Annotated in this window: 17 protein-coding genes; 13 read left to right on the forward strand and 4 right to left on the reverse strand. The window is 60.9% G+C overall.

Features of this window, described 5'->3' with window-relative positions; genetic code table 11:
* Positions 1 to 3: 3 nt before the first annotated feature.
* Both K8B33_RS10685 and K8B33_RS10690 read right to left on the reverse strand, forming a co-directional pair.
* Positions 4 to 1,269, reverse strand: a complete 1,266-nt coding sequence (locus K8B33_RS10685) for an HlyC/CorC family transporter (protein ID WP_223426291.1) — start codon at positions 1,267 to 1,269, stop codon at positions 4 to 6.
* A 71-nt stretch (positions 1,270 to 1,340) separates the two neighbouring features.
* Complete coding sequence (locus tag K8B33_RS10690; RefSeq protein WP_223426293.1) at positions 1,341 to 2,141, reverse strand: cytochrome C assembly family protein; 801 nt, start codon at positions 2,139 to 2,141, stop codon at positions 1,341 to 1,343.
* A gap of 214 nt (positions 2,142 to 2,355) precedes the next feature.
* Between K8B33_RS10690 and ffh the strand changes: the two genes are divergently transcribed.
* The 5 genes from ffh to rplS all read left to right on the forward strand — a co-directional run bounded on the left by ffh (position 2,356) and on the right by rplS (position 5,911).
* Positions 2,356 to 3,783: a signal recognition particle protein gene (ffh, locus tag K8B33_RS10695; RefSeq protein ID WP_223426295.1), complete on the forward strand. Its 1,428-nt coding sequence runs from the start codon at positions 2,356 to 2,358 to the stop codon at positions 3,781 to 3,783.
* Between the two features lie 155 nt (positions 3,784 to 3,938).
* Positions 3,939 to 4,190 (forward strand): 30S ribosomal protein S16, encoded by a 252-nt coding sequence (gene rpsP, locus K8B33_RS10700; RefSeq protein WP_223426296.1) that lies wholly within the window; start codon positions 3,939 to 3,941, stop codon positions 4,188 to 4,190.
* Positions 4,190 to 4,720: a ribosome maturation factor RimM gene (gene rimM / locus K8B33_RS10705; RefSeq protein WP_223426297.1), complete on the forward strand. Its 531-nt coding sequence runs from the start codon at positions 4,190 to 4,192 to the stop codon at positions 4,718 to 4,720. Before rpsP ends, rimM begins: the two co-directional genes overlap by 1 nt.
* The gene (trmD, locus tag K8B33_RS10710; protein WP_396020979.1) at positions 4,720 to 5,502 is read left to right on the forward strand and encodes a tRNA (guanosine(37)-N1)-methyltransferase TrmD; all 783 of its coding nucleotides are present in this window, start codon (positions 4,720 to 4,722) and stop codon (positions 5,500 to 5,502) included. The genes rimM and trmD overlap by 1 nt, the downstream gene beginning before the upstream one ends.
* Positions 5,503 to 5,542: 40 nt before the next feature.
* Positions 5,543 to 5,911, forward strand: coding sequence for a 50S ribosomal protein L19 (gene rplS, locus K8B33_RS10715; protein ID WP_223426298.1), 369 nt, complete (start codon positions 5,543 to 5,545; stop codon positions 5,909 to 5,911).
* 127 nt (positions 5,912 to 6,038) lie between these two features.
* Here rplS and K8B33_RS10720 read toward each other — a convergent pair whose 3' ends face one another.
* A complete protein-coding gene (locus tag K8B33_RS10720) occupies positions 6,039 to 6,293 on the reverse strand; it encodes a GlsB/YeaQ/YmgE family stress response membrane protein (protein WP_223426299.1) in 255 nt (84 codons plus the stop codon).
* An 86-nt stretch (positions 6,294 to 6,379) separates the two neighbouring features.
* Between K8B33_RS10720 and xerD the strand changes: the two genes are divergently transcribed.
* From xerD to K8B33_RS10760, 8 genes are all read left to right on the forward strand, one after another.
* Positions 6,380 to 7,333: a site-specific tyrosine recombinase XerD gene (gene xerD / locus K8B33_RS10725; RefSeq protein WP_223426300.1), complete on the forward strand. Its 954-nt coding sequence runs from the start codon at positions 6,380 to 6,382 to the stop codon at positions 7,331 to 7,333.
* A 117-nt stretch (positions 7,334 to 7,450) separates the two neighbouring features.
* Positions 7,451 to 8,200, forward strand: a complete 750-nt coding sequence (locus K8B33_RS10730; RefSeq protein WP_223426303.1) for a thioredoxin fold domain-containing protein — start codon at positions 7,451 to 7,453, stop codon at positions 8,198 to 8,200.
* Between the two features lie 133 nt (positions 8,201 to 8,333).
* Positions 8,334 to 9,527, forward strand: coding sequence for an alanine transaminase (alaC, locus tag K8B33_RS10735; protein ID WP_223426305.1), 1,194 nt, complete (start codon positions 8,334 to 8,336; stop codon positions 9,525 to 9,527).
* Positions 9,528 to 9,591: 64 nt separating this feature from the next.
* On the forward strand, positions 9,592 to 10,899 hold the full coding sequence (locus K8B33_RS10740) for a homoserine dehydrogenase (RefSeq protein ID WP_223427113.1): 1,308 nt from the start codon (positions 9,592 to 9,594) through the stop codon (positions 10,897 to 10,899).
* 89 nt (positions 10,900 to 10,988) lie between these two features.
* The gene (thrC, locus tag K8B33_RS10745) at positions 10,989 to 12,134 is read left to right on the forward strand and encodes a threonine synthase (RefSeq protein ID WP_223426308.1); all 1,146 of its coding nucleotides are present in this window, start codon (positions 10,989 to 10,991) and stop codon (positions 12,132 to 12,134) included.
* 86 nt (positions 12,135 to 12,220) lie between these two features.
* Positions 12,221 to 12,628: a globin gene (locus tag K8B33_RS10750; RefSeq protein ID WP_223426310.1), complete on the forward strand. Its 408-nt coding sequence runs from the start codon at positions 12,221 to 12,223 to the stop codon at positions 12,626 to 12,628.
* A 221-nt stretch (positions 12,629 to 12,849) separates the two neighbouring features.
* On the forward strand, positions 12,850 to 13,920 hold the full coding sequence (locus tag K8B33_RS10755; protein WP_223426312.1) for an OprO/OprP family phosphate-selective porin: 1,071 nt from the start codon (positions 12,850 to 12,852) through the stop codon (positions 13,918 to 13,920).
* Positions 13,921 to 13,932: 12 nt separating this feature from the next.
* The gene (locus K8B33_RS10760) at positions 13,933 to 15,516 is read left to right on the forward strand and encodes a BCCT family transporter (RefSeq protein WP_223426313.1); all 1,584 of its coding nucleotides are present in this window, start codon (positions 13,933 to 13,935) and stop codon (positions 15,514 to 15,516) included.
* A gap of 8 nt (positions 15,517 to 15,524) precedes the next feature.
* On the opposite strand, the gene K8B33_RS10765 is transcribed toward K8B33_RS10760, so the two are convergent.
* Positions 15,525 to 16,433 carry a sterol desaturase family protein gene (locus K8B33_RS10765; RefSeq protein ID WP_223426314.1) on the reverse strand — a complete coding sequence of 303 codons (909 nt, stop codon included), beginning with the start codon at positions 16,431 to 16,433 and terminating at the stop codon, positions 15,525 to 15,527.
* Between the last annotated feature and the right edge of the window lie 15 nt (positions 16,434 to 16,448).

Here is a 16,448-nt window from a genome sequence, read left to right on the forward strand (position 1 = left end):
CTGTCAGCGAGAAGTGTTTCTGCGCCGGACCCGGGTCGCCTTCACCATATTATCCTTCACCTGCAATATCTCGATCAGATAGTCATCCACGCGCAGTGAGGTGCTGCTGTCGGGAATGTCCTGCAGATATTCCAGAATCAGGCCGTTGAGGGTCTTGGGGCCGTCGGTGGGCAGGTCCCATTGCAGGGTGCGGTTGATTTCCCGCAAGTGCGCGCTGCCGTCGATGACATAGCTGCCATCTTCCTGGGGCAGAATGTCGGGGCTGCTGGCAGCGAGGTCCGTGGTGAACTCGCCGACAATTTCCTCAAGGATGTCTTCCAGTGTGATCAGGCCCAGCACATCACCGTACTCATCCACGACAATCCCCATGCGGCGGCGCACGTTCTGGAAGTTGATCAGCTGTCGATGCAGTGGCGTACCTTCCGGGACGTAATAGGGTTCGACCGAAAACTGCATCAACTCTGCTTTCTTGACCTCCGGCTGCATCAGCAGGCGATTGACCTTGCGCAGGTGCAGCACGCCGACCATGTCATTGGGGTCGCTGCGGTAAATCGGCAGCCGGGTATGCTGGGAATTGCGCAGGATACTGATGATGTCGGTGATGTCCGAGTCGATGTCGATGCCCACCATCTCGCTGCGTGGAATCATGATGTCTTCGACGGTGACTTTTTCCAGGTCGAGAATATTGAGCAGCATTTTCTGGTGGCGCTTGGGAATCAGCCCGCCGGCTTCGTTGACGACCGTGCGTAATTCTTCCGGGCTGAGATCATCGGTGCCGTCATCCGCAGCACGGGTGCCAAACAGGCTGAGTATGCCGTTGCTGATGCCGCCCACCGCCCACAGTAACGGCGCAAACAACACCTGCAGCGGGCGCAGTATCAGGCTGGCAAAGAACGCCAGGCCCTCTGGCCGGCGGGCGGCATAGGTCTTGGGCGTCACTTCGGCAAATATCAGCATGACGATGGTGAAGACGATCGGCGCGAGGGCGGCCCCCGTGTTGCCGAACCAGGCCAGCGCGAGCAGTGCCGCAATGGTTGCGGCATAGTTGTTGACGAAATTATTGCCGATCAGGATGACGCCCAGCAGGCGATCCATGCGGGCAAGCAAACGCTCCACACGCTGCGCACCGCGATGACCGTTGCGGGCGAGGTGACGCAGGCGATAGCGGTTGATGGCCACCATGCCGGTCTCACTGCCAGAGAAGAAGGCGGAGGCAAAGATCAGAAGCACCAGTGCGGTGATCAGGAAAGCGTCTGGAATATCACTCAAGAGAGGGGTCGACCCCGGTTATGCACGAGCGCCTATTCTCGGGAGGGGCGTTCATGGGTGTCAAGGCCGGTTCACCGCCCGACAATATACTCCAGCACCAGCTGCGAGCCGAAAAAGGCAACGACCAGCAAGACAAATCCGGCCAGCGTCAGCCGAATCGCCGTCACGGCGCGCCAGCCAAGGAAGTGCCGCCCCGCGAGCAACGTGACAAACAGCCCCCAGGCAAACAGGGTCAGCACTGTCTTGTGGGCAACGCGCTGGGCGAAGATATCGTCCAGATAGACAAAGCCGGCCACGATGGCAGCGGTCAGCAGCAAGGCGCCTGTCCAGAGCAATTCGAACAGCATGGTTTCCATCACCTGAATCGGTGGGAATACGCGCATGACGCCACGGATATGCCCGCTTTTCAGCTGGCGATGCTGAATCAGCAGCAGCAGGGACTGGGCCGTTGCGATGGCCAGCACCGCGTAGGCCAGTATCGACAGCAACACATGCAGGGCCATGCCATGGGCCAGTTCATGGGGGCTGTAACCGGATTCCACCCACAGCAGCGGCGGGATGCTCAGTGCGCTCAGGGGAAACACCAGGGCGCTGACCCACTCGATACGCCGGGTCAGGCTGGTAATGGCGACCATGGCAGCGCCAGCGCCGGTAATCATGGAGGCCATCGGGAACAGCCCCAGCCGCACGCCTTCAGGGGTTACGGTGGTCAGCCACAGACAGGCGCCATGCAAGGTGACGGCCGCCAGGCCCAGCGCCAGCAGCGCCGACTTGTTGCCGGGCGTGCTGCTGCGCAGGCGCCGCAGCACCATCAATGATGCGGCCAGATAGAGAGTGAATGCGGCCAGGCCGGTCCAGCTTGCAAGGTCCATAAGTGTCTGTTTTTGGCGAAGAACCGCCGAAGTGTGTCACAAGGTCTGGCGGTTTTGAAGCGGGACCGATTCGCAATCGCGAACAGTTCGCCGTAGCGTAGTGGCCGCAGCCCGGTGATCAGGGTGTGTGATCGGGCACGGAATGCCTGCACAGAATGCGAGTGCCACGCTATACTGCGCGGCCGCGACAGCTAAGCCGGAACCGGAGACAGTCATGTTCGAGAATCTCACAGAGCGCCTTGGCGACTCCCTGCGTGGCCTGGCGGGCCAGACGCAGCTCACCGAGGACAACATCCGCGACACCCTGCGTGAAGTGCGCAAGGCGCTGCTGGAGGCGGATGTGGCGCTGCCTGTGGTCAAGGACTTCACCGAGCAGGTGAAGGAGCTGGCCATGGGGCAGGACGTGCTGAAGAGCCTGAATCCGGGCCAGGCGTTCGTGAAGATCGTCAACGATCAGCTGATACATGTGATGGGTGACGAAAATGTCGGCCTGAACCTGGCGACCAAGCCCCCGGCCATCATCATGATGGCGGGCCTGCAGGGCGCGGGTAAAACCACCTCGGTGGCCAAGCTGTCCCGCCACCTGAAAGAGCGGGAAAAGAAGAAGGTCATGGTGGTGTCTGCCGACGTCTACCGTCCGGCGGCGATCGAGCAGCTGCGCACCCTGGCCGCCGAGGTGGGCGCGGAATTCTTCCCGTCCACAGCGGATCAGGACCCGGTGACCATCGCCAATGACGCCCTGGCCGAGGCGCGCCGTCGCTTCGTGGACGTGCTGATTGTCGATACTGCCGGCCGTCTCGCCATCGATGACGCCATGATGGACGAGATTCGCCGTCTGCACAGCGCCATCAGCCCGGTAGAAACCCTGTTCGTGGTCGATGCCATGACAGGTCAGGATGCCGCCAATACCGCCCGCGCCTTCAATGACGCCCTGCCGCTGACCGGTGTCATTCTGACCAAGGCCGACGGTGACTCGCGCGGTGGTGCGGCGCTGTCAGTGCGCGCCATCACCGGCAAACCGATCAAGTTTATCGGTATTGGTGAGAAGACCGATGCCCTGGAGCTGTTCCACCCGGAGCGGATTGCCTCCCGTATTCTCGGCATGGGCGACGTGCTGTCGCTGGTCGAGGAAGCCGAGCGCAACCTGGACAAGACCAAAGCAGAGAAAATCGCCAAGAAGTTCAAGAAAGGCAAGGCGATGGACTTTGAGGATCTCAAGGACCAGTTCCAGCAGATGCGCAATATGGGTGGCATGACCTCCCTGCTGGACAAGCTGCCCGGCATGGGCGGCCTGGCCAAGATGACCGAAGATCAGGTGGCCATGAAGCAATTCAAGCACATGGAAGCCCTGATCGACTCCATGACCCCGGTCGAGCGCCGCAACCCGGATCTGATCAAGGGCTCCCGCAAGCGCCGGATCGCCGCCGGTGCGGGCCTGGAAATGCAGGATCTCAACCGCCTCATCAAGCAGCAGAAGATGATGGGCAAGATGATGAAGAAGATGAAAGGCAAGGGTGGCATGCAGAAGATGATGCGTGGCATGGGCGGCATGATGGGCGGGCAGGGCGGCCCCGGTGGCATGGGCGGTGGCGGCATGGGTGGCCCCGGCGGAATGCCTCCGGGCGGTTTCCCCGGGCTGTAAGGCTTGCGGGGTGAAAAACCCCTTTCAAATGGACGGCGAGGTCGCTACAATCTGCGGCCTTTCCAGATCGGGTATGTCCTACCGGCATGCTGGATCAGGGCCCGAACGCCCGTCGGCGCGGGGCCACGAGCAGATTGACAAGGCAGAGAAACCGTATGGTAACCATTCGTCTGGCCCGTGGTGGGTCTAAAAAGCGTCCGTTTTACCACGTTGTCGTCACCGACAGCCGCAATGCACGCGATGGCCGTTTCATCGAGCGCCTGGGCTACTTCAACCCGATCGCCCGTGGCGGCGAAGTGCGTCTGAAGCTGGATCAGGAGCGCGTTGCTCACTGGGTTTCCCAGGGTGCTGGCACCTCCGATCGCGTTCAGACGCTGCTCAAGGAGCACCGCAAGCAGTCAGCCTGATGCTTGCCGAAGAAGATGCGTTGATCATAGGCCGCGTTGTCGCGGCCTATGGCATTAAGGGATGGGTGAAGGTGCACTCCTTCACAGACCCCAAAGACAACATCTTCAGCTATCAGCCATGGTACTTGCGCAGCCCCACCGGCTGGCAGCAGGTCAAGGTGACCAGCTGGCGTATCCAGGGCAAGAGCCTGGTGGCCTGCATTGATGGTTGCGCCGACCGTACCCTGGCCGAGAGCAGTCTGCTGGGGCGCGATATCGCCATGCCCCGCTCGGCGCTGCCGGCGCCGCAAGCAGGCGAATATTACTGGCGAGACCTGATCGGATTGCGGGTCAGTCTTGCCGACGGTCGGGTACTCGGCGTGATACGCCAGATGCTGGAGACCGGCGCCAACGATGTGATGGTGGTGCAGGGCGACAGCGAGAGTATCGACCGCCAGGAACGTCTGATCCCCTGGCTGCCCGATCGCGTGGTGGGCAAGGTGGATCTGGTCGCAGGCACTGTGGAAGTGGACTGGGATCCGGAGTTCTGATGAACATAGCCGTGCTCACGCTGTTTCCGGAAATGCTGGCGGCGATCACGGATTACGGCGTCACGCGCCGTGCGGTGGAAACCGGATTGTTGTCGGTTTCTGCGGTGAATCCCCGGGATTTTGCCCGGGATCGTCACCGCACCGTGGATGATCGCCCGTTTGGCGGTGGTCCGGGGATGCTGATGAAAGTCGAGCCGCTGCTTGCGGCCCTGGCAGATGCCCGGGCCCGGGTCGGTGACCAGGCCAGGGTGGTGTATCTTTCCCCCCAGGGCCGGCGCCTTGACCAGCAAGCGGTGGAACGGTTGGCCAGTGAGCCGGCCATGATATTGATCGCAGGCCGCTACGAAGGTATCGACGAGCGGTTTGTGGAAGCGGAAGTTGATGAGCAGTGGTCCATTGGTGACTACGTGCTCAGCGGCGGTGAGCTGCCGGCCATGGTGATGATAGATGCCATGGCACGTCGGTTGCCCGGGGTACTCGGGCATCAGGATTCGGCAGAGCAGGATTCGTTCAGCGGTGAGCTGACCAACCTCCTGGACTGCCCGCACTACACCCGCCCGGTGGAATTCGCCGGCGAGCGGGTGCCGGATGTACTGCTCAGTGGTCACCACGAGGCAGTGCGCCGCTGGCGTCTCAAGCAGGCTTTGGGACGCACCTGGCAACGCCGGCCTGATTTGCTGGCGGAGCGCAAGGCCTCGCCGGGATTGAGTGAGGAAGAACAAGAGCTGTTGGCGGAATTCATTCGCGAGCAGGCAACCGGATCTGGCAGCGATCATCAATGATGCGCGACCAGCAAGCTTGAGATTACAGGAGCAGGCAGTCATGAGCGGCAAGAAACCACTGGTGCAGGACATCGAACAGGCTCAGCTGAAAAGCGACGTGCCGGACTTTGCAGCGGGCGACACCGTCACCGTGCAGGTAAAAGTGAAAGAAGGCACCCGTGAGCGGCTGCAGGCTTTCCAGGGCGTCGTGATTGCACGTCGTAACCGCGGCCTCAACTCTGCATTCACCGTGCGCAAGATGTCCCACGGCGTTGGCGTTGAGCGTGTGTTCCAGATGCACAGCCCGCTGATCGACAGCATCAAGGTCGAGCGTCGCGGCGATGTACGTCGTGCCAAGCTGTACTTCCTGCGCGATCGTTCAGGCAAGTCTGCGCGCATCAAGGAAAAGGTCCGCACCAACGCCAAATAAGGCGTTGTTGCTGATCTGCTTCCGGCACCGCCGGGAAGCACTGCAAACGGCCACCCGCGAGTGGCCGTTTTGCGTGGGTGCCTGAGCGGATTTGCCGCTGCCCGCCGTGATGCGTCAGTGCGCGCAGTCAGGCGTTCTTCAGCCCCCGGTACAGCGCCAGCAGCACGATGGCACCCAGTGTTGCCGTGACGATGCCGGCCAGGCTGAAGGTGTTGACCGGGCCTGCCAGGCCAGTCACCGAGCCCAGCCAGCCCCCGACAAAAGCCCCGGCAATACCGATCAGAATGGTGATGATGACCCCACCCGGGTCCTTGCCCGGCATGATCCACTTGGCCAGCAGGCCGGCAATCAGCCCCAGTACAATCCACGAAATAATGCCCATATGCAGTCACTCCCTGGTGATGTGGTGAGTCCCCATGGCAGCATGAACCATGGCGCGTTATCGCCGCAACTGCGATGATGCCCGCCATGACGGATTCAGTTAGCGCCCAGCAGACAGCACAGCGCGCGCTCATCGAGCAGTGGCTGGATGCCAGCTGGATGGAAAAAGGCCTCAGCGATCACAGCCTGAGTAATTACGGCCGTGATCTGCAGCAATTCGCGGACTGGTTGTGGGCCAGCCGCGAGCAGGGGCTGTTGTCCTGTGGCCGCGGTGATCTGTACGAGTACCTGACCCACCAGCATCAGCGTAATATCAGCCCGCGGTCTGTGGCGCGGCAACTGTCTGCATTGCGCGGCTTTTATCGCTGGTTGCTGCGAGAGGGCCGGATCGATGAGGACCCGACGCTGCGGGTGGAGCGCCCGAAGTTGGGCCGCCCTCTGCCGAAAACGCTGACCGAGGCGGATGTGGAGGCCTTGCTGGCCGCCCCGGATGTCGCCACGCCCCTGGGGCTGCGGGATCGCGCCATGCTGGAAGTGCTGTATGCAGCGGGGTTGCGTGTATCGGAACTGGTCGGCCTGACCCTCACACAGCTGAGTCTGCGTCAGGGGCTGGTGCGGATTGTCGGCAAGGGCAACAAGGAGCGTCTGGTGCCGCTGGGCGAGGAAGCGCTGGCCTGGGTGGAACGCTATCTGCGCGAAGGACGCCCGCTGTTGCTGGGCACCGCTACCAGCGGGCAGGTATTTCCGGGGCGGAGTGGCGCCGTCATGACGCGCCAGACCTTCTGGTACCGCCTGCGGCAGATGGCGCAACAGGGCGGGGTGCACAAGCCCCTGTCGCCGCACACGTTGCGCCATGCCTTTGCGACGCACCTGCTCAATCATGGCGCGGATCTGCGCGTGGTGCAGCTGCTGCTCGGGCACAGTGACCTGTCCACGACGCAGATCTATACCCATGTCGCGCAACAGCGACTGAAGAGCCTGCACGGCATGCATCACCCTCGTGCAGGAAACCAACTGCCGGCCCCGGAGTCTGAGCAGTAATGAGGAGCACGACGGGGGCAGGAATCAGGAGGCGTTGACGCCCGGACTGTCAGAATCAGAGTTCAGAAAATCAATGACACCATCCGGTTTCGGGGATGGCGTCCAGTGGAGAAAATGATGAAACAGCTGTTTGGGGTATTGCTGGCGTTGACCGTGGCGGGTCTGGCATTCGCCGGAGAGGATGATGCCAGGGCGCGCATTGAAGCGAGCCTCGGGGCGACCGGCCAGCCGGTGCGGGTGACGGCGATGACGCCCTCCGATACGTTCCCCGGCCTGATGAATGTTGTGGTCAACGGGCAGGAGCGTTTTCTGGCGTCCAGTGATGGTCGCTACCTGATCGCGGGCGATGTCTATGCGATGTCCGAGACAGGCCCGGTCAATGTGGAAGATCAGCGGCTCGAGGGCGTTCGCCGGGAGCTGTTCCGCGATCTGGATGAAGCGCAGATGGTGACGTTCAAGGCCGCGGAAGAGAAAACCCGCCTGATCGTCTTCACCGACCCCAGCTGTGGTTACTGCAGGCAGATGCACAAGGACATGGCGACCCTGAATGCGGCCGGTATTACCGTGCAGTATATGGCCTATCCCCGGGCAGGCGCCCAATCCGAGCCCGGCGTGCTGATGCAGCAGATCTGGTGCGCCAGCGATCGCCAGAAGGCCATGGACGACGCCAAGCTGCGCGGTGCGGTACGTGAAAACGTGAAGCTGGAAGACGGTGCAGCCTGTGCCGCCGTGGTGGCCGAGCAATACGCCCTGGGAAGTCGCGCCGGGGTGCGCGGCACGCCTGCAGTGTACACCCTTGAAGGCCGCCAGATGGGCGGCTACATGCCGCCAGAGCGGCTTGTGGAAGCCCTCGGGCTGGGCGGCTGAAACCGCCGGAAAAGCCGCTGAAAGCCGCGCCACGACTGGCGCTGGCGGATTGACGCCAGCCGGGCACCCAAGTAAGGTGTCCGGCTTTGCTGATCCTGCATCTTGCCCTGAAATCCACCTGTGGAAGTGAGTCGTGGAAGCTGAATTCCAGCGCATCCGGCGCCTGCCGCCTTATGTCTTCAACATCGTCGGTGAGTTGAAGAAAGCGGCGCGTGCGCGCGGCGAAGATATTATCGATTTCGGCATGGGCAATCCCGACCAGCCCACGCCGCCGCATATCGTGGCCAAGCTCACCGAAGCGGTGCAGCGTGGCGACACGCATCGCTATTCCCAGTCCAAGGGGATTCCGCGTCTGCGCAAGGCAATCTGTGACTGGTACCAGCGCCGTTATGACGTGACCCTGGATCCGGAAACGGAAGCCATTGTCACCATCGGTTCCAAGGAAGGCCTCTCGCATCTGGCGTTGGCCACCATGGGGCCGGGCGATACGGTCATGGTGCCGAATCCGAGCTATCCGATACATCCGTATGGCTTCGTGATCGCCAATGCGGATATCCGTCACGTGCCCATGGTCGAGGGCATGGATTTCTTCGAGGAGCTGGAACGGGCGTTACGGGAGTCCTGGCCGAAACCGAAGATGCTGGTGCTGAATTTTCCGGGCAACCCGACAGCGCAGTGCGTTGATCTTTCCTTCTTCGAGCGTGTGGTGGCGATTGCCCGCGAGCACGGCATCTGGGTGGTGCAGGATATCGCTTACGCCGATATCGTTTTTGATGGCTATCAGGCGCCTTCCATTCTGCAGGTGCCGGGCGCCCGGGACGTGGCAGTGGAATTCTTCTCGCTGTCCAAGAGCTACAACATGCCGGGCTGGCGCGTGGGTTTCTGCTGCGGCAACGCCGAGCTGGTTGGCGCCCTGGCGCGCATCAAGTCCTACATGGACTATGGCACCTTCACCCCCATTCAGGTGGCAGCCATTGCTGCACTGGAAGGCGATCAGCAGTGTGTGTCGGATATTCGTGACATGTACCAGCGGCGTCGCGATGTGTTGTGCCAGGGATTGTGTGATCTGGGCTGGCCGGTCAATACCCCGAAAGCCACCATGTTTGTCTGGGCAAAAATTCCCGAGCACTATCGCGCCATGGGATCGCTGGAGTTCAGCAAGAAGCTGCTTCAGGAGGCGCAGGTTGCTGTATCACCGGGCGTGGGGTTCGGTGAATACGGGGACGATCATGTGCGCTTTGCACTGATTGAAAATGAACATCGCACCCGTCAGGCGCTGCGCGGCATTCGGCGGATGTTCCGCCAGGATGGTCTGCTCAGCGAGTGACGGCACCAATGAATGGCACCAACGATGATGGTACGGGTGAAGGCGCATGAGTGAAGTCAGAATAGTGAAACCGGTCAAAGTGGGCATCGCGGGCCTGGGCACCGTTGGCAGTGGCACCGTCAATGTACTCAAGCGCAATGCGCAGGAAATCGCACGCCGCGTCGGGCGTCCGATTGAAATTGCGCACATCGGTGCACGTCGTGACAACCCGGCCTGCAACATCGAAGGCATCCGCGTGTCCCGGGATATTTTCGCCCTGGCGGCCGATCCGGAACTGGATATTCTGGTGGAACTGATTGGTGGTGTGGACACCGCCCGTGAGCTGGTGCTGGCCGCCATCGGCAATGGCAAGCACATTGTTACCGCCAACAAGGCGCTGATCGCCGAGCACGGCAACGAAATCTTCCGTGCCGCGCATGAGCGCGGCGTGGATGTGGCGTTCGAGGCATCCGTCGCCGGCGGCATACCGATTCTCAAGGCGCTGGGTGAAGGCCTGGCTGCCAACCATATCAAATGGGTGGCCGGTATCATCAACGGCACCGGTAACTTCATTCTGACTGAGATGCGCGACAAGGGCCGCAGCTTTGATGACGTGCTCAAGGAAGCCCAGGCGCTGGGTTATGCCGAAGCTGACCCGACCTTTGATGTGGAAGGGATTGATGCCGCGCACAAGCTGACCATCCTGGCCTCCATCGCCTTTGGTATTCCGCTGCAGTTCAGCAAGGTCTACACCGAGGGCATCAGCCGGATTACCTCTGAAGATATCAAGGCAGCGGATTACTTCGGTTACTGCATCAAGCACCTGGGCATCGCCAAGGATACCGGCACCGGCGTGGAGCTGCGTGTGCACCCGACACTGATCCCCAAGGAAGTGTTGCTGGCTTCCGTGAACGGCGTTATGAACGCGGTCATGGTGGATGGCGATGCCGTGGGCCCGACGCTGTTTTACGGCGCGGGCGCGGGCGCAGAACCGACCGCGTCGGCGGTGGTGGCAGATATCATCGAGTTGGGCCGTGCGCTGACCGTGGATCACGATGAGCGTGCTCCCTATCTGGGCTTCCACGCAGAGGCCATGTCTGAAGCGCCGGTGTTGTCCATGGACGATGTGGAGTGCTCCTTCTACATCCGCCTGCATGTCCAGGACCGTACCGGGGTGCTGGCCGACATTACCCGCATCCTCAGCGCCAAGGGTGTCAGCATCGAAGCCATGTACCAGAAAGACGTGGTGGAGGACGACGAGCGTGTCTCCATCGTGCTGATGACCCACAGCATCCGCGAGAGCGCGCTGCGGGAAGCACTGGAAGAGATCGCTGCCCTGGAGGCAGTAGTTGACGATATAATGCGCATTCGCGTCGAAATGCTGGACGCCTGAAACGGATGTGTATGTGACTGGCCTCGCATGGCGGGGCCGTCAGGACTGAAACAGGGGCGCCGATTGCGCTCCGGAAACCGGGAAAGACAATGCCTTTTCGTGACCGCTACACCGGCCTGATCAATCGCTACCGCGACCACCTGCCGGTCAATGATGATACGCCGGTGATCAGCCTGGGTGAGGGCAACACGCCCCTGATCCGGCTCAAGAACATTCCTCGCCTGCTCGGCAAGGACGTGGACATCTACGTCAAGTACGAGGGGCTGAACCCCACCGGGTCATTCAAGGACCGGGGCATGACCATGGCGGTGACCAAGGCCGTGGAAGAGGGCAGCAACGCCATCATCTGTGCCTCCACCGGCAATACCTCGGCGGCGGCAGCGGCCTACGCGGCACGCGCGGGCATTACCGCCTTCGTGATCATTCCGGAAGGCAAGATCGCCATGGGTAAGCTGGCCCAGGCAATGATGTATGGTGCGGTCATCATGCAGATTCGTGGCAACTTCGACGAAGGCATGGAACTGGTCAAGCAGGTGGCCAAAGAGGCACCGGTCACCATCGTCAATTCCGTTAACCCGTATCGCCTCCAGGGCCAGAAAACGGCCGCCTTTGAAATCATTGAAGAACTGGGCCGGGCACCGGATTACCACTGCCTGCCGGTGGGCAACGCGGGCAATATTACCGCGCACTGGATCGGCTACTGCGAGTACTCAGCGGCGACCAAGGGTGAATGCCTCACCGAGTCCTGCGCCTTCTGCGGTGGCAAGTGCCGCTTTGCCGGTGGCCCCGTGGTCGGCAGCCGCCCGGTGATGGTTGGCTATCAGGCCGCCGGTTCTGCGCCGTTCATGCGCGGCGAAGCCGTCAAGCAGCCGGAAACCGTTGCCACAGCTATCCGCATCGGCAATCCGCAAAGCTGGGATTACGCTTGGAAAGTGAAAGAAGAATCGGGCGGCTGGTTCGACGAGCTGTCTGACGACGAGATTCTGGCGGCGCAGAAATTGCTCGCAGAGAAAGAAGGCGTTTTCTGTGAGCCCGCCTCTGCGGCGTCCATCGGCGGTGCCATGCGCGACATTCTCAGTGGCCGCATTCCCGAGGGCTCAACGGTGGTCTGCACCCTGACCGGCAACGGTCTCAAGGACCCGGATACCGCCATCGCCCAGTGCCGCGACGCACGCATGGTTACCATTGATGCAGAATTGACCTCGGTCAAGGATGCCATCCTGTCACATATGTAAGATCGTGCCCGACCTCGGGAGAGGTCGGGCGTTCTTCACACCGCCCGCACCTTGCCCGGTCCCTTCAATAAGCCAGCGGGCAGGCAATGCACTCTCTTTCCTCATCCGATACCGACGCGGTCTTTCAGAGTTACGGCCGTTGCTGCCGGCACGATGCGTTCTTTGCCGATTTCTACGATCTGTTCATGGCGAAGTCTTCCGAGGTGCGTCAGGTGTTCCGCAATACCGATATGGTGGAGCAGCGGCGTCTGCTGCGGGCGGGCATCATGTGGCTGATCCTGTTTGCGCGCGGTGCCTCCGGTAACAAGCTGCGGGATCTCGGGCGAAGTCACAGTCGTCACGGCTACAATATTGACCCGGCCTGGTATGGTCTCTGGGTTGATGCGCTCATGGATGCGGTTGCTCGCCATGACCCATACCAGTCGCCCCAGCTTCTGGTTCAGTGGCGCCAGGTGCTGGCCCCCGGCATCAGCCTGATACGTGATGCACACTGATCCGTTGACGCGCCTGTGATGTGGATTTGTTAAGAAGACTTGCCAACCGTCCTCCCAGGCAAGAGACTCGAGTGACAGGGGATATTCTGAATAACATATCCTGACGATCGACTCGGAGCATCGGGGGCGCAATGTTGCATCGGCAAAATCCGCATCCTCTCCTCACGGCACGCGCCGTCCTTCATGTGGTGAAATACGGGGCGACATTCGCGCTGCTATCCATGCTGACACCTCCGGTCAATGCCCAGCCTGCACCACTGATCAGTGGTGGCGTATGGTTCAACCACGTCTTCGATGACAACAATGCGCTGGATCGCCGCACCGGCGGAGAGACCGGCGATGTGGCATTGATACTCTATGCCAGTGACAACGATCAGTATGATGACTGGCGTTTCGGTGTCGAGTTTCGGCTCGGCGATGGTTCCTTCACCCAGCCAGACAACAATCACACCGGCAATAACTTCGGCTTCAAATATGCCTGGGCAGGCAAGGACCTCAACGACAGCGCCCGTGTCAGGCTGGGCAAGCTGGATGTGCCGTTTGGTGTGCCGCGACTGAATTTCTGGCCGGGTGAAATGCTGCGCGGTGGCTACGGGGATACCCAGGATGTGGGTATTCGTCTGGATGATCGTGTGGGCAACATCAGTTACGCGATAGGCTACTTTCACGCGGATGATTTTGGTGGCACCAGCACCGACACCATGGATGACAATGGTCACTGGGGGCAATCTGTCTGTGATGACACTGTGCCGGGTGACTGCGCACTGGCCTATCGTAAAGTGCAAACGCTGGCGGGCAGTGTCGACTGGCATCTCAGTGAGCACCACACCCTGGGCCTGAGCGCACAACGCGGCCGATTGCAGGATCTGGCCCCCCTGGTGGACGAGTCGGGCAGCATCGGCGGTGAATCCCGTATCAATGGCGATCATTATGCCGCCGAAGTGAATTACCGCTACACACGCGGCGCCTGGCAAATGGCCGCGCAATACTTCACAGTGGAGCGGGAGCTGCCCCGTGTGGCAGAGACGGTACGCAATGATCGCCAGGTACTCACGCTGGGTTATGAGCAGAATCGCTGGTTCTTTTTTGTTGAGGGAACGTCGGCGAAAAGCCGCACGCGTGGCGCCAGTACCGGTAGCGTGTATGGTGTGTCCCCGGGCGCCCGCTATCACTATGGTCCGGGCTGGATTTATCTGGAGTATCTCAGGCAGAACGGCGACATCGATCGGGCCGGTGACATCGTTGAAGGGGACTTTGATGCGGTGTACCTGACCCTGGATTTCTATTTCTGACAGGAGAAAGTGTTGAAGACCTCGAAGCTGACCATTCAGCCGATTGTTTTCGGAGCGTCTGCCGCGCTGATCGTGCTGTTTGTCGTGCTGAGTTTTCTTTATACCCAGGAAATGGGCGAAACCTTCGAGACCGCTCAGGCCGCCTTCGCGACCTACGCTGGCTGGTTCTACGTCATAAGCGTCAATATCTTCCTGATTTTTGTTGTCAGCCTGCTGTTCAGTCGTTACGGGCGGATCAGGCTTGGCGGGCAGGATGCCACACCGGAATTCACCACGCGCGGTTGGCTGGCCATGCTGTTCTCGGCCGGGATGGGCATCGGTCTGGTGTTCTGGGCCGTCGCAGAGCCGGTTTATCACTTCGCCGCGCCACCGCAGGGCGTCGCGGGCGAGACCGTGGAGGCGGCCAAGCGTGCGATGACCATCACGCTGTTCCACTGGGGTTTTCATGCCTGGGCCATCTACGCGGTGGTCGGTTTGTCTCTGGCCTTCTTTGCTTACAACCGTGGTCTGCCGCTGACGGTGCGCTCTGCTTTTTACCCGATACTGGGTGAGCGAATATACGGACCGATCGGCCATGCCATCGACATCATGGCCGTCGTCGCCACCATGTTCGGGCTGGCCACATCGCTGGGGTTGGGCGCACAGCAGGTCAACGCCGGGCTGGGTGTGTTGCTGGGCGTTGAACAGGGCGTCAATGTGCAGATAGTCATTATTGCCGTGATTACCCTGATCGCGCTGTGGTCGGTGCTCAATGGTCTGGATGGCGGTGTGCGCCGGCTTTCCGAACTGAACATGGGCCTGGCCGCACTGTTGATGATTTTCGTGTTTCTGCTGGGGCCGACGCTCTTCATTCTCAATTCGGTGATCCAGAATTTTGGTGGCTACCTGCGCGAACTCATCGAGTTGAGTACCTGGACCGAATCCTACGGCAACACCCAATGGCAACATAGCTGGACGATTTTCTACTGGGCCTGGTGGATCGCCTGGAGCCCGTTCGTCGGCATGTTTATCGCGCGCATCTCCCGCGGCCGCACGATTCGGGAATTTGTTACGGCGGTACTGCTCGTGCCCGCACTCATCACCGCCGTGTGGATGACGGTGTTTGGCGGGTCTGCATTGCATGAAGAGCTGTTCGGGGCAGGCGGCATTACAGAGGTGGTGCGCGAAGATTACGCGTTGGCCCTGTTCGCCTTGCTGGAGCGCTACCCGGCAATGATGCTGACCTCCGGTGTCGCGGTGGTCGTGATCGTCAGCTTCTTTGTAACCTCGTCGGATTCCGGCTCGCTGGTGGTGGATGCCATTACCTCCGGCGGTGCTGAGAACTCCCCGGTGGTGCAGCGCGTTTTCTGGGTGACCGCAGAGGGCATTGTGGCGGCAGCGCTGCTGTTGGCTGGCGGGCTGGATGCGCTGCAAGCGGGCTCGGTGCTGACCGGGCTGCCGTTCGCGGTGGTGCTGCTGGTGATGTGCTACAGCTTGCGGCGCGGTTTGCATGAAGAGTGGCGTGAACTGCGTGATGCGGGCAAAGCGCCTGCGGAAGAACCGCTCTGGCAGCGCGGCCGGTTGTCCCGGCTGACCAAAGGCAACTCTGACGAATGAGCGCGCTGCTAGCGCTTGATTGACGGATCTGTCGTTGATGAGTGTGTGAATCGCTGGCCGTCAGCAGGCATATCCTGAGATGCCGGATCGTTGGCGGATTGATGCTGGGGCGGTTTGCCAAACAGGGTGTTGAGAGCGCCGCCGACGGAGCCCGCCCGGCGCGCATCACGAAACATGGCCTGCCACTCGTGCAATGTCAGTGTGATCGGGTTGTGGCTGTGAATCTGCCGGGTGATGCCGTACTCACAGGGATCATCATCCCGCTCAGCAACGAAGGTGCCGAACAGTCGATCCCAGATGATCAATACGCCACCGAAATTCCGGTCGATATAGCGCGGGTTGCGGGCATGGTGTACCCGGTGATGGGACGGCGTATTGAGCAGCCACTCCAGCGGCCGAGGCAGCCGCCGCACCACTTCGGTGTGCACGAAAAACTGATAAGCCAGATTCAGACTGACCACGAGAATTACCTGCGACGGCGTAAAGCCAACCCATGCGATGGGCACCCAGAACAGCCACATGCCGGAAATCGGGTAGGTGAAACTCTGACGGAACGCAGTGGAAAGATTCAGCCGCTCAGAGGAGTGGTGCGTGACGTGGGAGGCCCACATCCAGCGAATCATGTGGCTGCCACGGTGAAACCAGTAATAGAAAAAATCCTGCAGCAGAAACAACAGCAGGATGGTCCAGGCATTTAAAGACAGGTCAAACAGCCGGTACTCATACAACAGGGCAAACGCGGCGGTGGCCACCAGAATATTGAATACGCCATCGCTGACCTGATGCAACAACGCCAGCGACGCATTGGAGGCGGTGTCCACCAGCGTATATTTGCCCTGGCCGCGCAGATGCCAGGCTTCCCAGCCGACGCAGATGAGAAAGACCGGTGCCAGTGCCAGCAGTATCAGTTCGGCCATCGTTGTCTCACGATT

It is taken from the genome of Alcanivorax limicola, from assembly GCF_019931215.1.
Classification (GTDB): domain Bacteria; phylum Pseudomonadota; class Gammaproteobacteria; order Pseudomonadales; family Alcanivoracaceae; genus Isoalcanivorax; species Isoalcanivorax limicola.